13 protein-coding genes are annotated in these 17648 nt (G+C 73.9%); 4 read left to right on the top strand and 9 right to left on the bottom strand.

What is annotated here, in order from left to right; translation table 11 throughout:
• Positions 1–125 precede the first annotated feature (125 nt).
• The 7 genes from murD to rsmH are packed head-to-tail and all read right to left on the bottom strand — an operon-like array spanning position 126 to position 9577.
• Positions 126–1571 (bottom strand): UDP-N-acetylmuramoyl-L-alanine--D-glutamate ligase, encoded by a 1446-nt coding sequence (gene murD / locus OG286_RS28495; RefSeq protein ID WP_396319372.1) that lies wholly within the window; start codon positions 1569–1571, stop codon positions 126–128.
• Positions 1568–2629, bottom strand: a complete 1062-nt coding sequence (gene mraY, locus OG286_RS28490; protein WP_396319373.1) for a phospho-N-acetylmuramoyl-pentapeptide-transferase — start codon at positions 2627–2629, stop codon at positions 1568–1570. The genes murD and mraY overlap by 4 nt, the downstream gene beginning before the upstream one ends.
• On the bottom strand, positions 2630–4030 hold the full coding sequence (gene murF, locus OG286_RS28485) for a UDP-N-acetylmuramoyl-tripeptide--D-alanyl-D-alanine ligase (protein ID WP_396319374.1): 1401 nt from the start codon (positions 4028–4030) through the stop codon (positions 2630–2632).
• Entirely contained in the window at positions 4027–5679 is a 1653-nt protein-coding gene (locus OG286_RS28480; RefSeq protein WP_396319376.1) for a UDP-N-acetylmuramoyl-L-alanyl-D-glutamate--2,6-diaminopimelate ligase, read from the bottom strand. The genes murF and OG286_RS28480 overlap by 4 nt, the downstream gene beginning before the upstream one ends.
• 6 nt (positions 5680–5685) lie before the next feature.
• On the bottom strand, positions 5686–7932 hold the full coding sequence (locus OG286_RS28475) for a penicillin-binding transpeptidase domain-containing protein (protein ID WP_396319378.1): 2247 nt from the start codon (positions 7930–7932) through the stop codon (positions 5686–5688).
• 58 nt (positions 7933–7990) lie between these two features.
• Entirely contained in the window at positions 7991–8566 is a 576-nt protein-coding gene (locus OG286_RS28470; RefSeq protein ID WP_396319380.1) for a cell division protein FtsL, read from the bottom strand.
• A gap of 36 nt (positions 8567–8602) precedes the next feature.
• A complete protein-coding gene (gene rsmH / locus OG286_RS28465; protein WP_396319381.1) occupies positions 8603–9577 on the bottom strand; it encodes a 16S rRNA (cytosine(1402)-N(4))-methyltransferase RsmH in 975 nt (324 codons plus the stop codon).
• Positions 9578–10229: 652 nt separating this feature from the next.
• Here rsmH and OG286_RS28460 point away from each other — a divergent pair.
• The 4 genes from OG286_RS28460 (at position 10230) to OG286_RS28445 (ending at position 15913) form a co-directional block, all read left to right on the top strand.
• Entirely contained in the window at positions 10230–10772 is a 543-nt protein-coding gene (locus OG286_RS28460) for a beta-class carbonic anhydrase (protein WP_396319382.1), read from the top strand.
• 395 nt (positions 10773–11167) lie between these two features.
• On the top strand, positions 11168–12133 hold the full coding sequence (locus OG286_RS28455; RefSeq protein WP_396319650.1) for an AAA family ATPase: 966 nt from the start codon (positions 11168–11170) through the stop codon (positions 12131–12133).
• 1 nt (position 12134) lies between these two features.
• Positions 12135–13457 carry a DUF58 domain-containing protein gene (locus OG286_RS28450; protein WP_396319383.1) on the top strand — a complete coding sequence of 441 codons (1323 nt, stop codon included), beginning with the start codon at positions 12135–12137 and terminating at the stop codon, positions 13455–13457.
• A complete protein-coding gene (locus tag OG286_RS28445) occupies positions 13454–15913 on the top strand; it encodes a transglutaminaseTgpA domain-containing protein (RefSeq protein WP_396319384.1) in 2460 nt (819 codons plus the stop codon). Before OG286_RS28450 ends, OG286_RS28445 begins: the two co-directional genes overlap by 4 nt.
• Before the next feature lie 90 nt (positions 15914–16003).
• Here the strand turns inward: OG286_RS28445 and OG286_RS28440 are convergent, their stop codons facing one another.
• Together OG286_RS28440 and OG286_RS28435 are read right to left on the bottom strand one after the other, a co-directional pair.
• The gene (locus tag OG286_RS28440) at positions 16004–16393 is read right to left on the bottom strand and encodes a DUF3040 domain-containing protein (RefSeq protein WP_396319385.1); all 390 of its coding nucleotides are present in this window, start codon (positions 16391–16393) and stop codon (positions 16004–16006) included.
• 376 nt (positions 16394–16769) lie between these two features.
• The gene (locus OG286_RS28435; protein ID WP_396319386.1) at positions 16770–17522 is read right to left on the bottom strand and encodes a methyltransferase domain-containing protein; all 753 of its coding nucleotides are present in this window, start codon (positions 17520–17522) and stop codon (positions 16770–16772) included.
• Positions 17523–17648 lie beyond the last annotated feature (126 nt).

The following is a 17648-nucleotide window of genomic DNA, read 5'->3' as shown; positions in this document are numbered from 1 at the left end:
TTCTCCGGCGCACCGGTACCGCCCGCCCTGCCCTGCCCCGCCACCACGCCCCTGCTCTCCTCTTCTTGCGCCTCGCGAGCCGAAGGGCCGCGGGGCGTGCCCCGGCCGAGGGTGTTCCTCCGGCCCTAGGGCGTGCCCCAGGTGCCTTCCAGCTGCCGGACCGCCGCCGCGAAGAGGTCGCCGCGCTCGCCGTAGTTGGTGAACATGTCCATCGAGGCGCAGGCCGGCGCCAGCAGCACGGTGTCACCCGATTGGGCGAGAGACGTGGCCGCGCGGACCACCTCGGTCATCGCCACCGCGCCAGTCTGGCCCTCGGCCGCCTCGATCACCGGGACATCCGGCGCGTGTCGTGCCAGCGCCTCCCGGACCAGCGCGCGGTCCTCGCCGATCAGCACCACGCCGCGCAGCCGCTCGGCCGCGCCCTGGACGAGGTCGTCGAAGGTGGCACCCTTGGCCAGGCCACCGGCGATCCAGACGATCGGCCGGTACGAGGCCAGCGAGGCCGCGGCGGCGTGGGTGTTGGTGGCCTTGGAGTCGTCGATGTACGTGACGCCGTCGACCACACCGACCTCGGCGATCCGGTGGGCGTCCGGGCGGAAGGCCCGCAGCCCCTCGCGGACGGCCTTCGGGTCGACCCCGTACGCCCGGGCGAGGGCGGCGGCGGCGAGCGCGTTGGCGATGTTGTGCGGGGCCGGCGGGTTGACGTCCTCGACCGAGCCCAGCTCGGCGGCGTTCTTGGCCCGGTCCGCCACGAAGGCGCGGTCCACCAGCAGGCCGTCGACCACGCCGAAGTTCGACAGGCCGGGCGCGCCGAGGCCGAAGCCGACGGCGCGGCAGCCCTCCTCGACGTCGGCCTCGCGGACCAGCTCCTCGGTGGCCGGGTCGGCCAGGTTGTACACGCAGGCGACGACGTTGCCCTCGTAGATCCGGCCCTTGTCGGCGGCGTACGCCTCCATCGAGCCGTGCCAGTCCAGGTGGTCCGGCGCCAGGTTGAGGACGGCGGCCGAGTACGGGCGCAGCGAGGGCGCCCAGTGCAGCTGGTAGCTGGAGAGCTCGACCGCGAGCACGTCGTACGGCTCCTCGGCGAGCACCGCGTCCAGCACCGAGACCCCGACGTTGCCGACGGCGGCGGTGCGCTTGCCGGCGGCGGCGAGGATCGAGGCGAGCATCTGGACGGTGGTGGTCTTGCCGTTGGTGCCGGTGACGGCCAGCCAGGGGGCGGGCTCGCCGGTGGACGGCAGCGGCTTGCGCAGGCGCCAGGCCAGTTCGACGTCGCCCCAGACCTCGACGCCGGCTTCGCCGGCGGCAGCGAACAGCGGGCTGCTGGGCGGCCAGCCGGGCGAGGTGACGACCAGCCGGGTGCCCTCGGGCAGGCTGTCGCCGTCGCCGAGGCGGACGGTGATGCCCTGCGCCCTGAGCTCGGTGGCGCGGGCCCGCAGGCCCTCGCCGGAGCCGCCGTCCACGACGGTGACGCGGGCCCCGAGGCCGTGCAGGACGCGGGCGGCGCTGATCCCGGAGACGCCGAGGCCGGCGACGGTGACCGGCAGTCCGGCCCAGTCGGGGTTGGTCATCCGGTCACCCATCCCGCGTAGAAGAGGCCGAGTCCGACGGCCACGCAGAGGCCCTGGATGATCCAGAACCGGACCACGATCAGGACCTCGGTCCAGCCCTTGAGTTCGAAGTGGTGCTGCAGCGGGGCCATCTTGAAGACGCGCTTGCCGGTCATCCGGAAGGAGCCGACCTGGATGATCACCGAGAGGGTGATGATCACGTAGAGGCCGCCGAGCAGCGCGAGCAGCAGCTCGGTGCGGGAGCAGATCGCCAGGCCGGCCAGGGCGCCGCCGAGGGCGAGCGAGCCGGTGTCACCCATGAAGATCTTGGCGGGCGAGGTGTTCCACCAGAGGAAGCCGAAGCAGGAGCCCATCAGGGCGGCGGCGACGACGGCGAGGTCCAGCGGGTCGCGGACGTCGTAGCAGTTGGCGGTGGCGGAGATCGTGTACGCGCAGCTCTGGCCGTACTCCCAGACACCGATGAAGGTGTAGGCGCCGAAGACCATCACCGAGGCGCCGGTGGCCAGACCGTCCAGACCGTCCGTCAGGTTCACGCCGTTCGACATCGCGGCGATCATGAAGTACGCGAAGATGACGAACAGCACCGGCCCGATGGACCACTTGAAGTCCCGGACGAAGGACAGGTGGTCGGAGGCCGGCGTGAGCCCCCGGTCGTCGGCGAACTGCATCGCCAGACCGGCGAAGGCGAGGGCCACCGCCGACTGGCCGACCAGCTTCGCCTTGGCCCGCAGGCCGAGCGAGCGGCGCTTGACGACCTTGATGTAGTCGTCCAGGAAGCCGACCAGGCCCAGGCCGACCGTCAGGAACAGCACCAGCAGCCCGGAGATCGTGGGGCTTTCGCCCGTTATCGCCTTGGTGGCGAAGTAGGCGATGAGCGTCGCCAGGATGAAGGCGATGCCGCCCATCGTGGGCGTGCCCTTCTTGCTGTGGTGCGCCTTGGGGCCGTCGTCGCGGATGTACTGGCCGTAGCCGTGCCGGGCGAGAAGCTTGATCAGGGCCGGCGTGCCGAGCAGCGACAGGATCAGACCGATCATGCCGGAGAAGAGGATCTGCTTCATTTACGCAGCACCGTCCGCGAGAAGAGCCTCGGCAACCTTCTCCAGCCCCACCGAACGGGAGGCCTTCACCAGGACCACATCCCCGGGCAGCAGCTGACTGCGCAGCAGCTCGACCGCCGCGTCCGCGTCGGACACCAGCACCGACTCCTCACCCCACGAACCTTCGTTCCTCGCGCCCAGTTCCATGCAGGCCGCCTCGCGCCCGCCGACCGCCACCAGCTTGGTGACGTCCAGCCGTACCGCGAGCCGCCCGATGGCGTCGTGCTCGGCCAGGCTCTCCTCGCCGAGCTCCCGCATCTCGCCGAGCACCGCCCAGGTCCGGCGGCGCTCCGGGCCACGCCCCCCCATCGAGACCAGCGCCCGCAGCGCGGCCCGCATCGAGTCGGGGTTCGCGTTGTAGGCGTCGTTGACGACGGTGACACCATCGGCCCGGTCGACGACCTCCATGCGCCAGCGGGACAGCGCACCCGCCTCGCTCAGTGCTTCGGCGGTGTCGTCGACGGACATCCCGAGCTCCACCGCCACCGCAGCGGCGGCGAGGGCGTTCGAGACGTGGTGCTCACCGTACAGGCGCAGGTGCACGGGTGCGGAACCGGCCGGGGTGATCAGCGTGAACGATGGCCGTCCGGTGGAGTCCAGGCGAACATCCTGTGCCCGGACATGGGCGTCCGGGGACTCCCCGAAGAGGACCACCTTGGCCTTGGTCCGGGAGGCCATCGCGCGCACCAGGCGGTCGTCGGCGTTGAGGATCGCCGCGCCGTCCGCGGGCAGCGCCTCGACCAGCTCGCCCTTGGCCTCGGCGATCGCCTCCTGGGAGCCGAACTCGCCGACGTGCGCGGTGCCGACGTTCAGCACCAGGCCGATCCGGGGCGGGGTGATCGAGGTGAGGTACTCGATGTCGCCCTTGTGCCGGGCGCCCATCTCCATCACCAGGTGCCGGGTGCCGGCCTCGACCCGCAGCGCGGTCATCGGGTGGCCGATCTCGTTGTTGAGCGAGCCGGGCGGGTAGACGGTCTCGCCGTGCCGCTGGAGCAGCTGGGCGATCAGGTCCTTGGTGCTGGTCTTGCCGGCCGAGCCGGTCAGCGCGACCACGGTCGTGGCCTCGGCCCGGGCGACCACGGCGCGGGCCAGCTTGCCCAGCGCGTCGACCACGCTGTCGACCAGGACGGCGGGAACGCCGACCGGGCGGGAGGCGAGCACGGCGACGGCGCCGGCCTCGACCGCCGTCCGGGCGTACTCGTGGCCGTCCACGCGCTCGCCGACGAAGGCGGCGAAGAGGCCGCCGGGGCGCACCTTGCGGGAGTCGACCTCGACCGGGCCGGTCACCGGGGTGTCGGGGTCGGCGCCGTCCAGGGTGCCCCCGACTGCTGCGGCCACCTCGGCGAGGGTCAGTGCGATCACGGCTGCTCTACTCCTCCGGTGCCCCGGGCGGCCGTGGTCTGCGTGATGGATTCGCGCAGCACCTCCCGGTCGTCGAAGGGGCGGATCTCGTCTCGTACGTACTGGCCGAGCTCGTGGCCCTTGCCGGCCACCAGCACGGTGTCGCCGGCCTGGGCGCGGGCCACCGCGAGGTGGATCGCCTCGGCGCGGTCGGGCACCACCAGAACGGCGCCGCGCTCGGCCTCGGGCACCGAGGCGGCGCCGGTCAGCATGGTGGCGAGGATCGCCAGCGGATCCTCGCTGCGTGGGTTGTCGCTGGTCAGCACGGCGGTGTCGGCCAGGCGGGCGGCGATGGCGCCCATCGGGGCGCGCTTGTGCGGATCGCGGTCGCCGCCGCAGCCGACCACCACGTGCAGCCGGCCCTTGGTGACCTCGCGCAGCGAGCCGAGGACGGCCTCCAGCGCGTCCGGCTTGTGGGCGTAGTCGACCACCGCGACGTACGGCTGCCCGGCGTCGACCCGCTCCAGCCGGCCCGGCACCCCGGGCACGGCGGCGATCCCGGCGACGGCCTGCTCCAACGGCAGCCCGGCGGTGACCAGCAGGGTGATCGCGGCCAGCGCGTTGGCGACGTTGAACGGGCCGGGCAGCGGGACGGCCGCGTCGGCCGCGGCGCCGTCGGGGCCGAGCACCCGGAAGGTCGAGCCGACCGGGCCGAGCTGGACGTCCACCGCCCGCCAGTGGGCCTCGGGCGCGCCGGTGGCGGAGAAGGAGGTGACCGGGATCTTCGCCTCGGCCACCAGCCGGCGCCCGTACGGGTCGTCCACGTTGACCACCCCGCGGCGGGACTTGCCGGGCTGGAAGAGCCGGGCCTTCGCCTGGAAGTAGTCCTCCATGTCCGGGTGGAAGTCGAGGTGCTCGGGGGTGAGGTTGTTGAACAGCGCGACGTCGTAGACCACGCCGTCGGTGCGGCCGAAGACCAGCGCGTGGCTGGAGACCTCCATGGTCACCGCGTCCGCGCCGCGCTCGCCCATGACGGCGAGGATCGCGTGCAGGTCGGTGGCCTCGGGGGTGGTCCGCTCGCTCTTGATCCGCTCGCTGCCGACCCGCATCTCGACGGTGCCGATCACGCCGGGGCTGCGCCCGGCGCCGCGCAGGCCGCCCTCGACCAGGTAGGAGGTGGTGGTCTTGCCGTTGGTACCGGTCAGCCCGATCATCAGCAGCCGCTCGGAGGGCCGGCCGTAGACCGCGGCGGCCAGCTCGCCCATCCGGGCCCGCGGCCGGTCGACCACCAGCAGCGGCAGGCCGGTACCGGCCGCCAGCTCCGCGCCGGCCGGGTCGGTGAGCAGGGCCACCGCGCCCGCCTCGGCGGCCTGGGCTGCGAAGGCCGCGCCGTGGTGGTTGGCGCCGGGGAAGGCCACGTACACATCGCCCGGGCGCACCGCGCGGGAGTCGTGGGTGACGCCGGTGACGAGGCCTCCCTCGACCGGCGCGAGGCCGAGCAGACGGGCCAGCTCGGCGAGCGGCTGGGCCTCGGCCCGGGCGGGGCGGGGCGGAGTCACGGTGGTTTGATCGGGTTTCGGCACGGCGGGAAGGCTATCCGCCGAAGGGTGCCCAGGGCCAAACCGGGCCTGCGCCGTGCCGTCGTCCCGCCCGGCCCGCTGGTCGCTCATGGTCGATCACGGCTTCCACTCGACGGGCAGGTTGGGTGCCTCGCTGCCGCTCGGCGGGACCTGCAGGGTCTTCAGGGTGAACTCCATCACCTGTTTGAACACCGGGCCGCAGAGCTGGCCGCCGAAGTGGCCGTTGACCGGGTCCTGGATGACGCAGGAGACGGTGACCCGCGGCTGGTCGGCCGGGGCGAAACCGATGAACGACGCGGTGTACCCGCGGTAGCCGCCGGTCTTCGGGTCCACCCGGTTGGCGGTGCCGGTCTTCCCGGCCACCCGGTAGCCGGGGATGGCCGCCTTCCCGCCGGTGCCCTGCTCGTCGGTGACGACCGACTCCAGCATCTCGGTGAGCGTCTTCGCGGTCTGCTCACTGACCACCCGGGACTCCGCCCCGGGCGCGGCCGGGGTGTACCGGCCGTCCGGCGCGGTGGTGCCCTGGACGATGCTGGGCGTGACCCGCACCCCGCCGTTGGCGATGGTGGAGAACACCGAGGTCGCCTGCAGGGCGTTGACCGACAGGCCCTGGCCGAACGGGATGGTGTACTGCTTGGACGCCTTCCAGTCCTCCGGCTTGTCCAGCAGGCCGGCGGTCTCGCCGGGGAAGCCCAGGCCGGTCTGCTGGCCGATGCCGAACTTGCGCAGGTAGTCGTAGAGCACCTGGTTGGCCTCGGGCTGGGTCGCGCCGAGCGTCTGGGCGGCCTCGATGGTGCCGATGTTGGAGGACTTGGCGAGCACCCCGGCCAGGGTCAGGTACCAGGTCGGGTGCTCGACGTCGTCCTTGAACGCCACGTCGCCGCGGACCAGCGGGTACGGGACGGTCACCTTGGTGTCCCAGGTGGCCTTGCCGGTGTCCAGCACGGCGGCCATGGTCATCAGCTTGGCGGTGGAGCCGGGCTCGTACGCGTCCTGCAGGGCCGCGTTGCCGAGCTGGGAGGACTTGGCGCTGCTCAGGTCGTTGGGGTTGAAGCCGGGTGAGGTGGCCATCGCCAGGACCTGGCCGGTCTTCACGTCCTGGACGACGACATAGCCCTTCTCCGCCCCGGCATTGGCGACCTGGTCGGTGATGGCGCGCTGGGCCGCCCACTGGATGTCCCGGTTGACGGTCAGCCGCAGGTCGGTGCCGGGCACGGCCGGGTCCAGCGAGCCCCCTGCGGTCGGCACCAGCCGGCCGCCGGACTGGGCGTAGCTGCTGTGACCGTCCTTGCCGGCCAGCACCTTCTGGTACTGCGACTCCAGGCCGCCGGCGCCCTCGCCCTCCGCGTTGACGAAGCCGACCACGTTGGCGGCCAGCCCGTCCGAGGGGTAGACGCGCTTCTGGGTGTCCCGGTTGAAGACCCCGCCCAGCGGGTTGAAGCACTCGTTGTCCACCCTGCTCCGTCCGCCCTCCGCCGCGGGCTTGTTCAGCAGGCGCCGCTGGGCCACGCAGGCCCGGGAGTTGGCCTGCTTCTCCAGGGTCGACTTGAGGTCGCTGATCTGGTTCTTGACGTCGGGGGTCTGCTGGGCGGCGAGCCGCTTGTAGCGGCTCTTGGGGGTGTGCAGGTCGGCGGTGATCTTCTCCTTGGGCAGGCCGAGGATCGGCGCGAGCAGCGCGGCCGCCTGCTCGGGTGCGTCGGGGATGCCGGCCGAGCCCGGGGTGAACATGGCCGGGTCGGCGGTGATGTCGTACGCGTCGACGGTGGTGGCCAGCGCCACGCCGTCGGCGGACGTTATCGAGCCGCGCTCGGCGGTGATCGGGATGTCCAGGTAGCGGTTGGTGTTGGCGTCGGCGGCCAGCGCGTCGGAGTCCAGCAGCTGGAGCTGGACCAGGCGGCCGGCGAAGACCGAGAACACCAGGGAGAGCGCCACGGTGACCACCCGGAGCCGGCGGCGCGAGTCGGCCAGCCGGATCGGCTTGGGCCGCGGGTGCTGCGGCGGGCGGGACTTCGGGCGCGGCCGGCCGGCCGCCTGGCCGCGGACCGGCGGGCGGGCCTCCGGGCGGCGCTGCTGCGGCGTCCGGGGCGCCTTGCCCTGGGGGCTCCGGGCCGGCTGGGCCTTGGCCGGCTGCTTGGCGGGCTGGGCCTTCGGGGGCTGCTGCGACCGTGCGGGCTGCGGCTTGGCCGGCTGCTGCCTGGCGGGCTGGGGCCGGCCGGGCTGTGCCTTGCCGGACTGTGCCTTGCCGGGCTGGGCGCGCGGGGCCTGGCGCGGCGCGGCGCCCTTGGCGGCGGGCCGGGGGCGTCCGGTGCCGCCGCCCCCGGACGGCTGTCGCGGCGTACTCATGCGCCCACCTCGCTGCACCCGGCGAGCGCTTCGCGCACCTTCCGGTCGTTTCGCTCGCTCATCGGCCCGCACCCCCGGTCGCGGTCGGCGCCGGCTGCGGCGCGGCGGGGTTGATCTGGACGGTGGTGTCGCCGCCGGCCGCGGGGGCCGTCGGCGCGGCGGTGCCCGGCTGGGCGCCCGGCGAGGGCTGCGGGTTCCCGGGCCACGGTTCGGCGGTGGACCGTTTCACCGGCTGGCTGTCCTGGGCCGGGCCGGGCGTGCCGAGCACCTTGCCGCCGTTCGGGACGTCCAGGAAGGCCATCCCGCCGGCCGGCACCATGCCCAGCTCGGCGGCCCGGCGCGCCAGCGCGTCCGGCGCGGAGTTCTGGTCGATCTGGTGCTGGAGGCCCTGCTGCTCGTCGGTGAGCACGGTGGTCTGCCGCTGGAGCCGGGAGAGTTCGAAGGAGCCCTCGTTGAGCGCGGTGTTCAACGCCAGCAGGCCGAGCAGCCCGGCCGCGAGCAGGACTACCACCAGGACCGCGAACGGCGTCCGCCCCCGTACCGGGCGCCGCCCGGGGCGGACCGTGATCCGCGCCCTGCCGCCCTGCCCGGGGAGCACCGCGCCCCCCGCCCCGCCTCCGGCCACCGGCCCCACGCTTTCTCCTCCGCCCTTCCGACCGCCCCGACCTGGTCAGCCCCGGGTGCTTCGGTCCCTGATCCTCTCCGCCACCCGCAGCCGCACGGGCGCGGCGCGCCGGTTCTCCTCGATCTCCTCCTCGGTGGCCAGTTCGGCACCGCGGGTGATCAGCTTCAGCCAGGGCTGGTGCTCCTCCGGGACGAACGGCAGCCCCGGCGGGGCGGTGCTGGTCGCTCCGGCGGCGAGGTACTGCTTGACCAGACGGTCCTCCAGCGACTGGTAGGACATCACGACGATCCGCCCGCCCAGCGCCAGGGCGTCCAGGGCGCCCGGGATCGCCCGGTCCAGCACCTCCAGCTCGCCGTTGACCTCGATCCGCAGCGCCTGGAAGGTGCGCTTGGCCGGGTTCCCGCCGGTACGACGGGTGGCGGCCGGGATGGCGTTGCGCACCAACTCGACCAGACGCGCGCTGGTGGTGAACGGTTCCTTCTCGCGCTCGCGCACGATCACCGAGGCGATCTTCCCGGCGAACCGCTCCTCGCCGTAGACCTTCAGGATCCGGGCCAGCTGGCCGTGGGTGTAGGTGTTGAGCACCTCGGCCGCGCTCAGGCCCCGGGTCTGGTCCATCCGCATGTCCAGCGGGGCGTCCTGGGAGTAGGCGAAGCCGCGCTCGGCCTCGTCCAGCTGCATCGAGGAGACGCCGAGGTCGAACAGGATGCCCTGCACCCGGGGGATGTCGAGGCGCTCCAGCACCTCGGGGATCTCGTCGTAGACGGCGTGCACCAGGGTGGCCCGGTCGCCGAACGGGGCCAGCCGCTCGCCGGAGAGCTTCAGCGCCGCCGGGTCGCGGTCCACCGCGACCAGCCGGACGTCCGGGAACTGGGTCAGCAGGGCCTCACTGTGCCCGCCGAGGCCGAGGGTGGCGTCCACCACCACGGCGCCCGGCTGCGAGATCGCCGGGGCCAGCGCGTCCATGCACCGCTGCAGCATCACGGGGACGTGCTTGGGAGCCGGTTCGTTGGTGCTCATGCGCCCGCCTCGCTTCGCTCGGCAGGGGCATTCGCCCACGCGCGCCTTTTCCTGGTTCGCTCGCTTCGCTCGCTCATGTTGCGCGGTGGCGCCCTTCCTCGGTGCGGAGCAGCCCGATGTCCGGGAGCTCCGACCATTTTGGCCCACTGCGTGCCGGAACCGGCGCCTGGGGGGAGCTGCCCCGGCCAGGGACGCGGCCCGTGGTCCCCGCCCGCTCTGGGGAAGGTCGTAACCGCCCGGCACCGGGGAAGGTGCGCCAGGTGGCACGGAGCGGGTGGAGGCCACGGGCCGCGTCGGCCGCCGCACCGGCCGGAAAGGCCCGGTTGACGGGCTCCGGCGGGCGTGCTCCACTGCGCCGCAACTCTATCGCGCGGACCCCGCCAGTCAATGGCCCGCTCCGGCGCACCACCCGGGCGGCGGTACGGATCACCGCAGGTCGCGGCCGTTCCGGCGAGCTGCGGGCGCGGCCGCCCGTGGTCGCGCGGCGGCTCCGCGCGCCCCCGGCCGGGCCGGCTCCCGTGCGGGGAGCGGACAAATCGGGCCGGAACGGCCCCCGGGGCCTGCGGGTTGTGGATATGCACTCGATCACAGCCGCCCGCTCTGTAGCCCCTGACTCCACCACGGACGGGAGAATCGCACTAACGTCTCCGATATGACAGTGACCCCCGACCGGCCCACGCCGACCGCCGCTGCCGACTCCACAGGTCCCGACATCATCGACCGCTTCGTCGCGGCCAACCGCGAGTACGCGGTGACCTTCCGCGACGGCGGCATGGACGCCCGCCCGGTCCAGAAGGTCGCCGTGGTGGCCTGCATGGACGCCCGGCTCGACCTGTTCGCCGCCCTCGGGCTCGAACTCGGCGACGCACACGTGCTCCGTAATGCCGGTGGTGTCGTCACCGACGACACCATCCGCTCGCTCACCATCAGCCAGCGCGCCCTCGGCACCCGCTCGGTCGCACTGATCCACCACACCGGCTGCGGCCTGCTCGGCCTCACCGAAGACTTCCGGCGCGAGCTGGAACTGGAGGTCGGCCAGCGCCCGCAGTGGGCGGTGGAGTCCTTCGTCGACCTCGACGGCGACGTCCGGCAGTCCATGCAGCGGGTCCGCACCTCGCCGTTCCTGCTGCACACCGACGACGTACGCGGCTTCGTCTTCGACGTCCACACCGGGCTGCTCCGCGAGATCTCCTGACCCTCTCCCCCGCTCCCAGCGCCGCCGTCGGCCCGGCCAGCGCCGTCCGGGCCCTCCGCGGCGTTCCCGTGGCACCCGCCTACCCGCTTCCCCCGCGCGCGACCCGGTGCTTCCCGGTGAGATGGTGACTTCTGGCCACCGCCCGGGGGAGAATGCGCCTGCCGGTCTGACCCCGAACCACCTGGGGCGGCCAGGCCGCAGGCCGCACCCCGGCACCGGCTCCCCCACGGAACCGCTCCCGGAGGGGCCGCGTCAAGCAGGGGTGGGGGCCGGCCTCGGGGTGAGGCGGGCGCAGCGTGCCAGGGAGCGTACGGGTGACGAGCTACAACGATCAGGCCGGTCTCGAAGGTCGTACGGGGGGCGATCAGCGGACGCCCGGGTACCACCAGGTCGGCCTGCCCGAGCTCGCCGCCGTCGTGGACCGGGTGCGGACCAACATCGAGAGCGTCATCGAGGGCAAGCCGGAGGCCGTCCGGATCGCCCTGACCGTGCTGCTCGCCGAGGGCCACCTGCTGCTGGAGGACGTGCCCGGCGTCGGCAAGACCATGCTGGCCAAGGCGCTGGCCCGGTCCGTCGACTGCACCGTGCGGCGTATCCAGTTCACGCCCGACCTGCTGCCCTCGGACGTCACCGGCACCAACATCTTCGACCAGCACCAGCGTGACTTCGAGTTCCGCCCGGGCGCGATCTTCGCCCAGATCGTGGTCGGCGACGAGATCAACCGGGCCTCGCCGAAGACCCAGTCCGCCCTGCTGGAGTCGATGGAGGAGCGCCAGGTCACCATCGACGGCACCAGCTACGAACTGCCCTCGCCGTTCATGGTCGTGGCCACCCAGAACCCGGTCGAGATGGAGGGCACCTACCCCCTCCCGGAGGCCCAGCGGGACCGCTTCATGGCCCGGATCTCGATGGGCTACCCGAGCCCCGAGGCCGAGCTCGCCATGCTCGACGTGCACGCCGGCGCCAGCCCCCTGGAGGACCTCCAGCCGGTCGCGCACGCCGCCGACATCCTCAAGCTGATCGAGCTGGTGCGCACCGTGCACATCGCCGACCCGGTCCGGCGCTACGCCGTCGACCTGGTCGGTGCCACCCGGACCAGCCACGAGCTGCGCCTGGGCGCCTCGCCGCGCGCCACCCTGCACCTGGTGCGGGCCGCCCGCGCCGCCGCCGCGCTGGACGGGCGCGACTACGTCACCCCGGACGACATCCAGCGGCTGGCCGTCCCGGTGCTCGCCCACCGTCTGATGCCGACCGCCGAGACCCAGCTCAGCCGCCGCACGTCCGAGCAGATCGTGACCGACCTCGTCGCCCGGCTGCCGCTGCCGCGCCCGCAGGGCGGCCCGGCCGTCCGGAGGGGCTGAGGTGGGGCCGTCCGACGCACCGTCGGGCCTGCGCGCCGGCCTGCGCGGCCTCACCACCCGGGGCCGCTCCTTCCTCGCCGCCGGGGCCACCGCGGTGGTCTGCTCCTACCTGCTCGACCAGGACGCGCTGCTGCGCGTCGGCGTGCTGCTCGCGGCCCTGCCGCTGGCCGCCGCCCTGCTGCTGGCCAACACCCGCTACCGGGTGGCCAGCGGCCGCCGGCTCTCCCCGCGCCGGGCCGTGGCCGGGCAGGAGGCCCGGGTCCACCTGCGGGTGGACAACGTCTCCCGGGTGCCCACCGGCCTGCTGCTGCTGGAGGACAAGGTCCCGTACGTGCTCGGGCCGCGCCCGCGGTTCGTGCTGGACCGGGTCGAACCGCGCGGGAACCGCGAGGTGTCCTACCGGGTCCGCTCCGACCTGCGCGGCCGCTACCCGCTCGGGCCGCTCCAGCTGCGGCTCTCCGACCCGTTCGGGATGTGCGAGCTGAACCGTTCCTTCGCCGCCTCCGACGTCCTCACCGTGGTGCCGCAGGTCCAGAACCTGCCGCTCGTGCGGCTCAAGGGCGAGTGGACCGGCCAGGGCGAGAGCCGCACCCGCACCCTGGCGCTGGCCGGCGACGACGACGTCATCCTGCGCGAGTACCGGCACGGCGACGACCTGCGCCGGGTGCACTGGAAGTCCACCGCCCGGTACGGCGAGCTGATGGTCCGCCGCGAGGAACAGCCGCAGAAGGCCCGCGCCACCGTGCTGCTCGACACCCGGGACGCCGGCCACCGCGGCAGCGGCCCCGCCTCCTCCTTCGAGTGGGCGGTCAGCTGCGCCGCCTCGGTCGCCGTCCACCTGCTGGAGCGCGGCTACCAGACCCGCCTGCTCACCGACACCGGCCACTGCGTCCCCGGCCCGGCCGCCGGCGGCGGCAACACCGCCGCCGAATCCTCCGGCCTGATCCTGGACGCACTCGCGGTGGTCGACCTCTCCGACGGCGGCGGGCTCTCCCGCGCCGAGGAGCCGCTGCGCACCGCCGGCGAGGGCCTGCTGGTCGCCGTCCTCGGCGAGCTGGACGAGGCGCAGACCGCCCGGCTGGCCCGGCTGCGCAACCGCACCGGCGGCGCCGTGGCCTTCCTGCTCGACACCGGCACCTGGTCCGGTCTGCGGATGCTCGCGCCCGAAACCGGCGGGGACGAGTTCCGCGACCGGGTCCGGCAGCTGCGCGAGGCCGGCTGGACGGTGCTCCCGGTGTGCGCCGGGGACTCCGTCCCCGAGCTGTGGCAGGCCGCCGACCGGACCGAGTCGCCCTCCCCCTACCGAGAAGAGGCCGGCGCGTGACCACCCGGGCCAAACTGACCGTGTACTCGGCGCTGGCCACCGCCCTGGCCGCACTCTGCCTCACCCCGCTGCTCACCGGCAGGAGCTGGATCGCCCACGCCCTCCTGGTGATCACCGTGATCGCGCTGGCCGGCGCGGGCCTGCGCCGGACGCCCTTCTACCGCTGGACGGTGCCGCTCGGGCAGCTGCTCGTCCTGTTCGTGCTGCTGCTGGTCGGCTTCGCGAGCGCCACCAACGAGTTCGGCGGCATGCTGCCCGGGCCCGAGTCGGTGCACACCCTCGGCGGCGTCCTCGGCCGCGGGCTGGACGACATCCGGCAGTACGCCATCCCGGCGCCGCCCGAGCCGGGCCTGCGGCTGATCCTCGTCGCGTCCGTCGGGCTGATCGCCATCATGGTGGACACCGTCGCGGTGACGTACCGGCGCTCGGCGCTGGCCGGGCTGCCGCTGCTGGCGCTCTACTCGGTCGGCAACGGCCTGGCCGGTGACCACGGCAGCTGGGTCTGGTTCGGGCTCGCCTCCGCCGGCTACCTGGTGCTGCTCTTCGCCGAGGGCCAGGACCGGGTCTCCCGCTGGGGCCGGGTCTTCCGCGGCACGTCGCGCGGAGCCGAGGGCTCCGGCACGCTCAGCCTGAGCGGCCAGCGGATCGGCGTCCTGGCGCTGGCGCTGGCCCTGCTGGTGCCGGTGTTCCTGCCGCACTGGGACGGCGGGCTGATCCACACCGGCTCCAACGGCGCCTCCAACGGCGGCACCGGCACCGGGGGTGTCTCCAGCCTCGACCCGCTGGTCACCCTGGAGTCCGCGCTGACCAAGCCCAGCGACATCGAGCTGCTCACCTACCGGATGGACAGCAGCCTGGCGGACACCGCCTACCTGCGCACCGGCTCGCTGGACTCGTTCGACGGCACCGCGTGGAAGCTCAGCAATCCCGGCACCACCGACTTCAAGGGCGCCTTCGCCGCCCCCGAGGGGCTCGGCAACCTCGACGTCCCGGCGGTCCAGGGCGACTTCCAGGTCTCCGAGAAGCTGGACTCCGCCTGGCTGCCGATGCCCTACCCCGCCAAGAACGCCACCGTCCCCGTCCCCGGCAACTGGAAGGTGGACACCCTCACCGGGACCGTCCAGCCGACCAAGGACAAGGCGATCAAGGGCCTGCACTACCAGGTCACCGCGTACGACGTCCGGCCCACCGCCGAGGAGCTGCGCCAGGCGCTGCCCGCCCGTCCGCAGATCGCCGGGCACTACACCGACCTGCCCAAGGACCTCCCGCCGGTGGTCCGGCAGCAGGCCGAGGCCGTCACCAGGAAGGCGCCCACCCCGTACGACAAGGCGCTGGCGCTGCAGGACTGGTTCACCGGCCCCGACTTCACCTACCGCACCGACATCAAGGCCGGCACCGGCAACGACGCGATCGTGGAGTTCCTGCGCAACCGCAAGGGCTTCTGCGTGCACTTCGCCTCCACCATGGCGGCGATGGCCCGCACCCTGGGCATCCCGTCCCGGGTCGCGGTCGGCTTCACCCCGGGCGACGCGAAGGGCGGCGACCGGTACTCGGTCAACGGGCTGATGTACCACGCCTGGCCCGAGCTGTACTTCGAGGGCTTCGGCTGGACGCGCTTCGAGCCCACCAAGGGCCGCGGGGTGGCGCCCCGTTACACCGAGCCGCTCCCCGCGGCCACCACCGCGCCGAGCACCGCGCCCACCGCCGCCGCGCAGAGCAGCGGGCCGGTCGCGGTGCCCTCCAACAGCAGCGACTGCGACGCGAAGCTGCGACGCATGGGCGAGTGCGGGGACCAGAAGAAGAGCGCCACCGGTGCCCAGGAGGAGTCCTGGCTGCTCTCCTGGCAGGTGCTGGCCGCCCTGGCCGGCGTCCTGGTGCTGGTCGCGCTGCTGCTGACCCCGATGCTCTGGCGGACGCTGCTGCGCCGCCGCCGGCTCGGCGCGGGCGGGCGGCGGCGGCCCGGCGGTGACGGCTCCGCGGAGCCGACCGACGAGCAGGTGCTGGCCGCCTGGGACGAGCTGATCGACTCCGCCTGGGACATCGGCATCCAGCCGGACGAGTCGCGCACGCCGCGCGCCGCCGCCCGGCGGATCTCCGAGGCCGCCGAACTGGACGAGGCCTCGGCGGCCGCCGCCGGCCGGGTGGCGCTGGCCACCGAGCGGGTACTCTACGCCCGCTCCGCCCAGGTGTCGGCCCCGGTGGCGGCGGACGTCCGGACCGCCCGGGACGGGCTGCGGGCCGGCGCCGGCCGGGCCGGGCGGACCAGGGCGGTGCTGCTGCCGCCGTCCTCGGCCCAGCTCTGGTGGAAGGTCTCCGACGCCGTGCTGGCAGCGCGGCTCACGGTGCGCGACCGGGTGGCCCGGGCGGCCGGCACGGTCACCGGTCCGGTCCGCCGGGCCTGGGGCCGGCTGCGGCGCCGGGGCGGTACGGGTGGCCCGGACGGCACCGCGTCCTGAGACCGGACACGCCGAGGGCGGGCAGTCGGATCGACTGCCCGCCCTCGCGGCGTTCGTGCGGTGGTACCCGCAGGCCTCGCGCCCGGAGGCTCAGAAACCGCCGGTCTGCTCGTCCCGGCGGCGCTGCCAGCGTTGCTCGACCCGGTCCATCATCCCCGCCTTGCGGCGCGGAGCAGCAGCCGGACGGGGGCCGGAGGTCTGGCCGGCCGGACCACGGCGCCAGCCCGTCACGGCGAAGACCGCACACCCGAGCATCACCAGGAACCCGACGACACTGACCCAGATCTGGTCGGGGACGACCATGCCGCCCATCAACAGGCCGATGCCCACCACGAAGCCGCCGACGGCCAGATAGACCCGTCGACGGGTGTGGGTGCGCAGCCCGGTTCCCTCAAGCGCCGACGCGAATTTGGGATCTTCGGCATACAGCGCTCGCTCCATCTGGTCGAGCAGTCGCTGCTCGTGCTCCGAGAGCGGCACGGAGTCCTCCTACTCGTCGGTCGCGGGTGCGACCGGTCCGCCGCCCCGGTCGGGGAGGCAAGTCCAATCAGCCTTGAGAACGTGCGGTCGGACGCCTGTGCGGGGGCCCGGGCCCGTGTCGTCCATATGCCCCATGCATCCGGCTGTCATGCTTTCCGGCTTTACCCAGATCATACGGTCCACGGGCCCGTTACGGGGTGGTCGGCCACGCGTGGGCCGGGCCACTCCGGGCCGTCCGGGCCGCACTGGGCTCAACGCGGTGAGGCCCGGACAAGTGCCCGACCGGGTGGAATCGGCCGGGACCTGGGGAGCTTCGGAGGAGAAGGGGAGGAGAAGAGGGGTGAGGCAGGTCGGCGAACGGTGCCGACCGCCCGGGTCAGGCCAGGGTGGCCAGCAGGTGGAGCTGGGTCGCCACGGCGTGGAAGGCGGGCTGCCCGGCGGCGGCCTCCTCCAGCTTGAGCAGCGCCTCCAGCGCACCCGGCTCGGCGTCGACCAGGACGCCCGGCACCAGGTCGGCGAAGACCCGCACACCGTGCACCGAGTCCACCCGCAGGCCCGCGCCGACGGCGAGCCGGTCGAGCTCCTCGCCGGTGAAGCGGCGCGGCATCGGGTCGGCCTCGCCCCAGCGACCGTCGGAGGCCTCCAGCACCGTCCGCGCGTCGTTGAAGTGGCCCCCGAGCGCGCGGGCCAGCACGGCGCCGTTGCGGTTGGCGGCCAGCAGGCTGACGAAGCCGCCGCGGCGCAAGGTCCCGGCCAGGCTGCCGAGCGCCTCGGCCGGGTCGTCCACGACCTCCAGCACGCCGTGGCAGAGCACCGCGTCGACGGTGCCGGGCGCGACCAGGTCGGGCAGCGTCTGGGTGTCGCCCTGGACGGCGCGGACCAGGTCGGTCACACCGGCCTCGGCGGCCCGGCGCTCCAGCGCGAACAGCGCGTCGGGGCTCGGGTCGACCACGGTGACCCGGTGCCCGAGCCGGGCCACCGGCACGGCAAAGTTGCCTGTGCCACCACCGGTGTCGACCACGTCGAGCACCGGCTGGTCCAGCTCGGCCGCCCGCTTCTCCAGGGCTGCCCGCACCACCTCCCACACCACGGCGGTACGCAGGGCGCTGCGGGGACGCGTCGGGTACAAGGTGGGACTCCTTGGCACGTGCAGATCGATCGGGACGCCTCCACCTTAGACCGGGCCGGCGGCCGGGCCGCGCCGCCCGGCAGGGGACCGGTCACCGCCGGGTGTCCGGTCACCGCCGGGTGTCCG

The sequence above is a fragment of the Kitasatospora sp. NBC_00039 genome (assembly GCF_045160625.1).
GTDB lineage: Bacteria > Actinomycetota > Actinomycetes > Streptomycetales > Streptomycetaceae > Kitasatospora.
The sequence above is the reverse complement of the archived record's forward strand: the minus strand, read 5'-3'. Positions and strand labels throughout refer to the sequence as shown.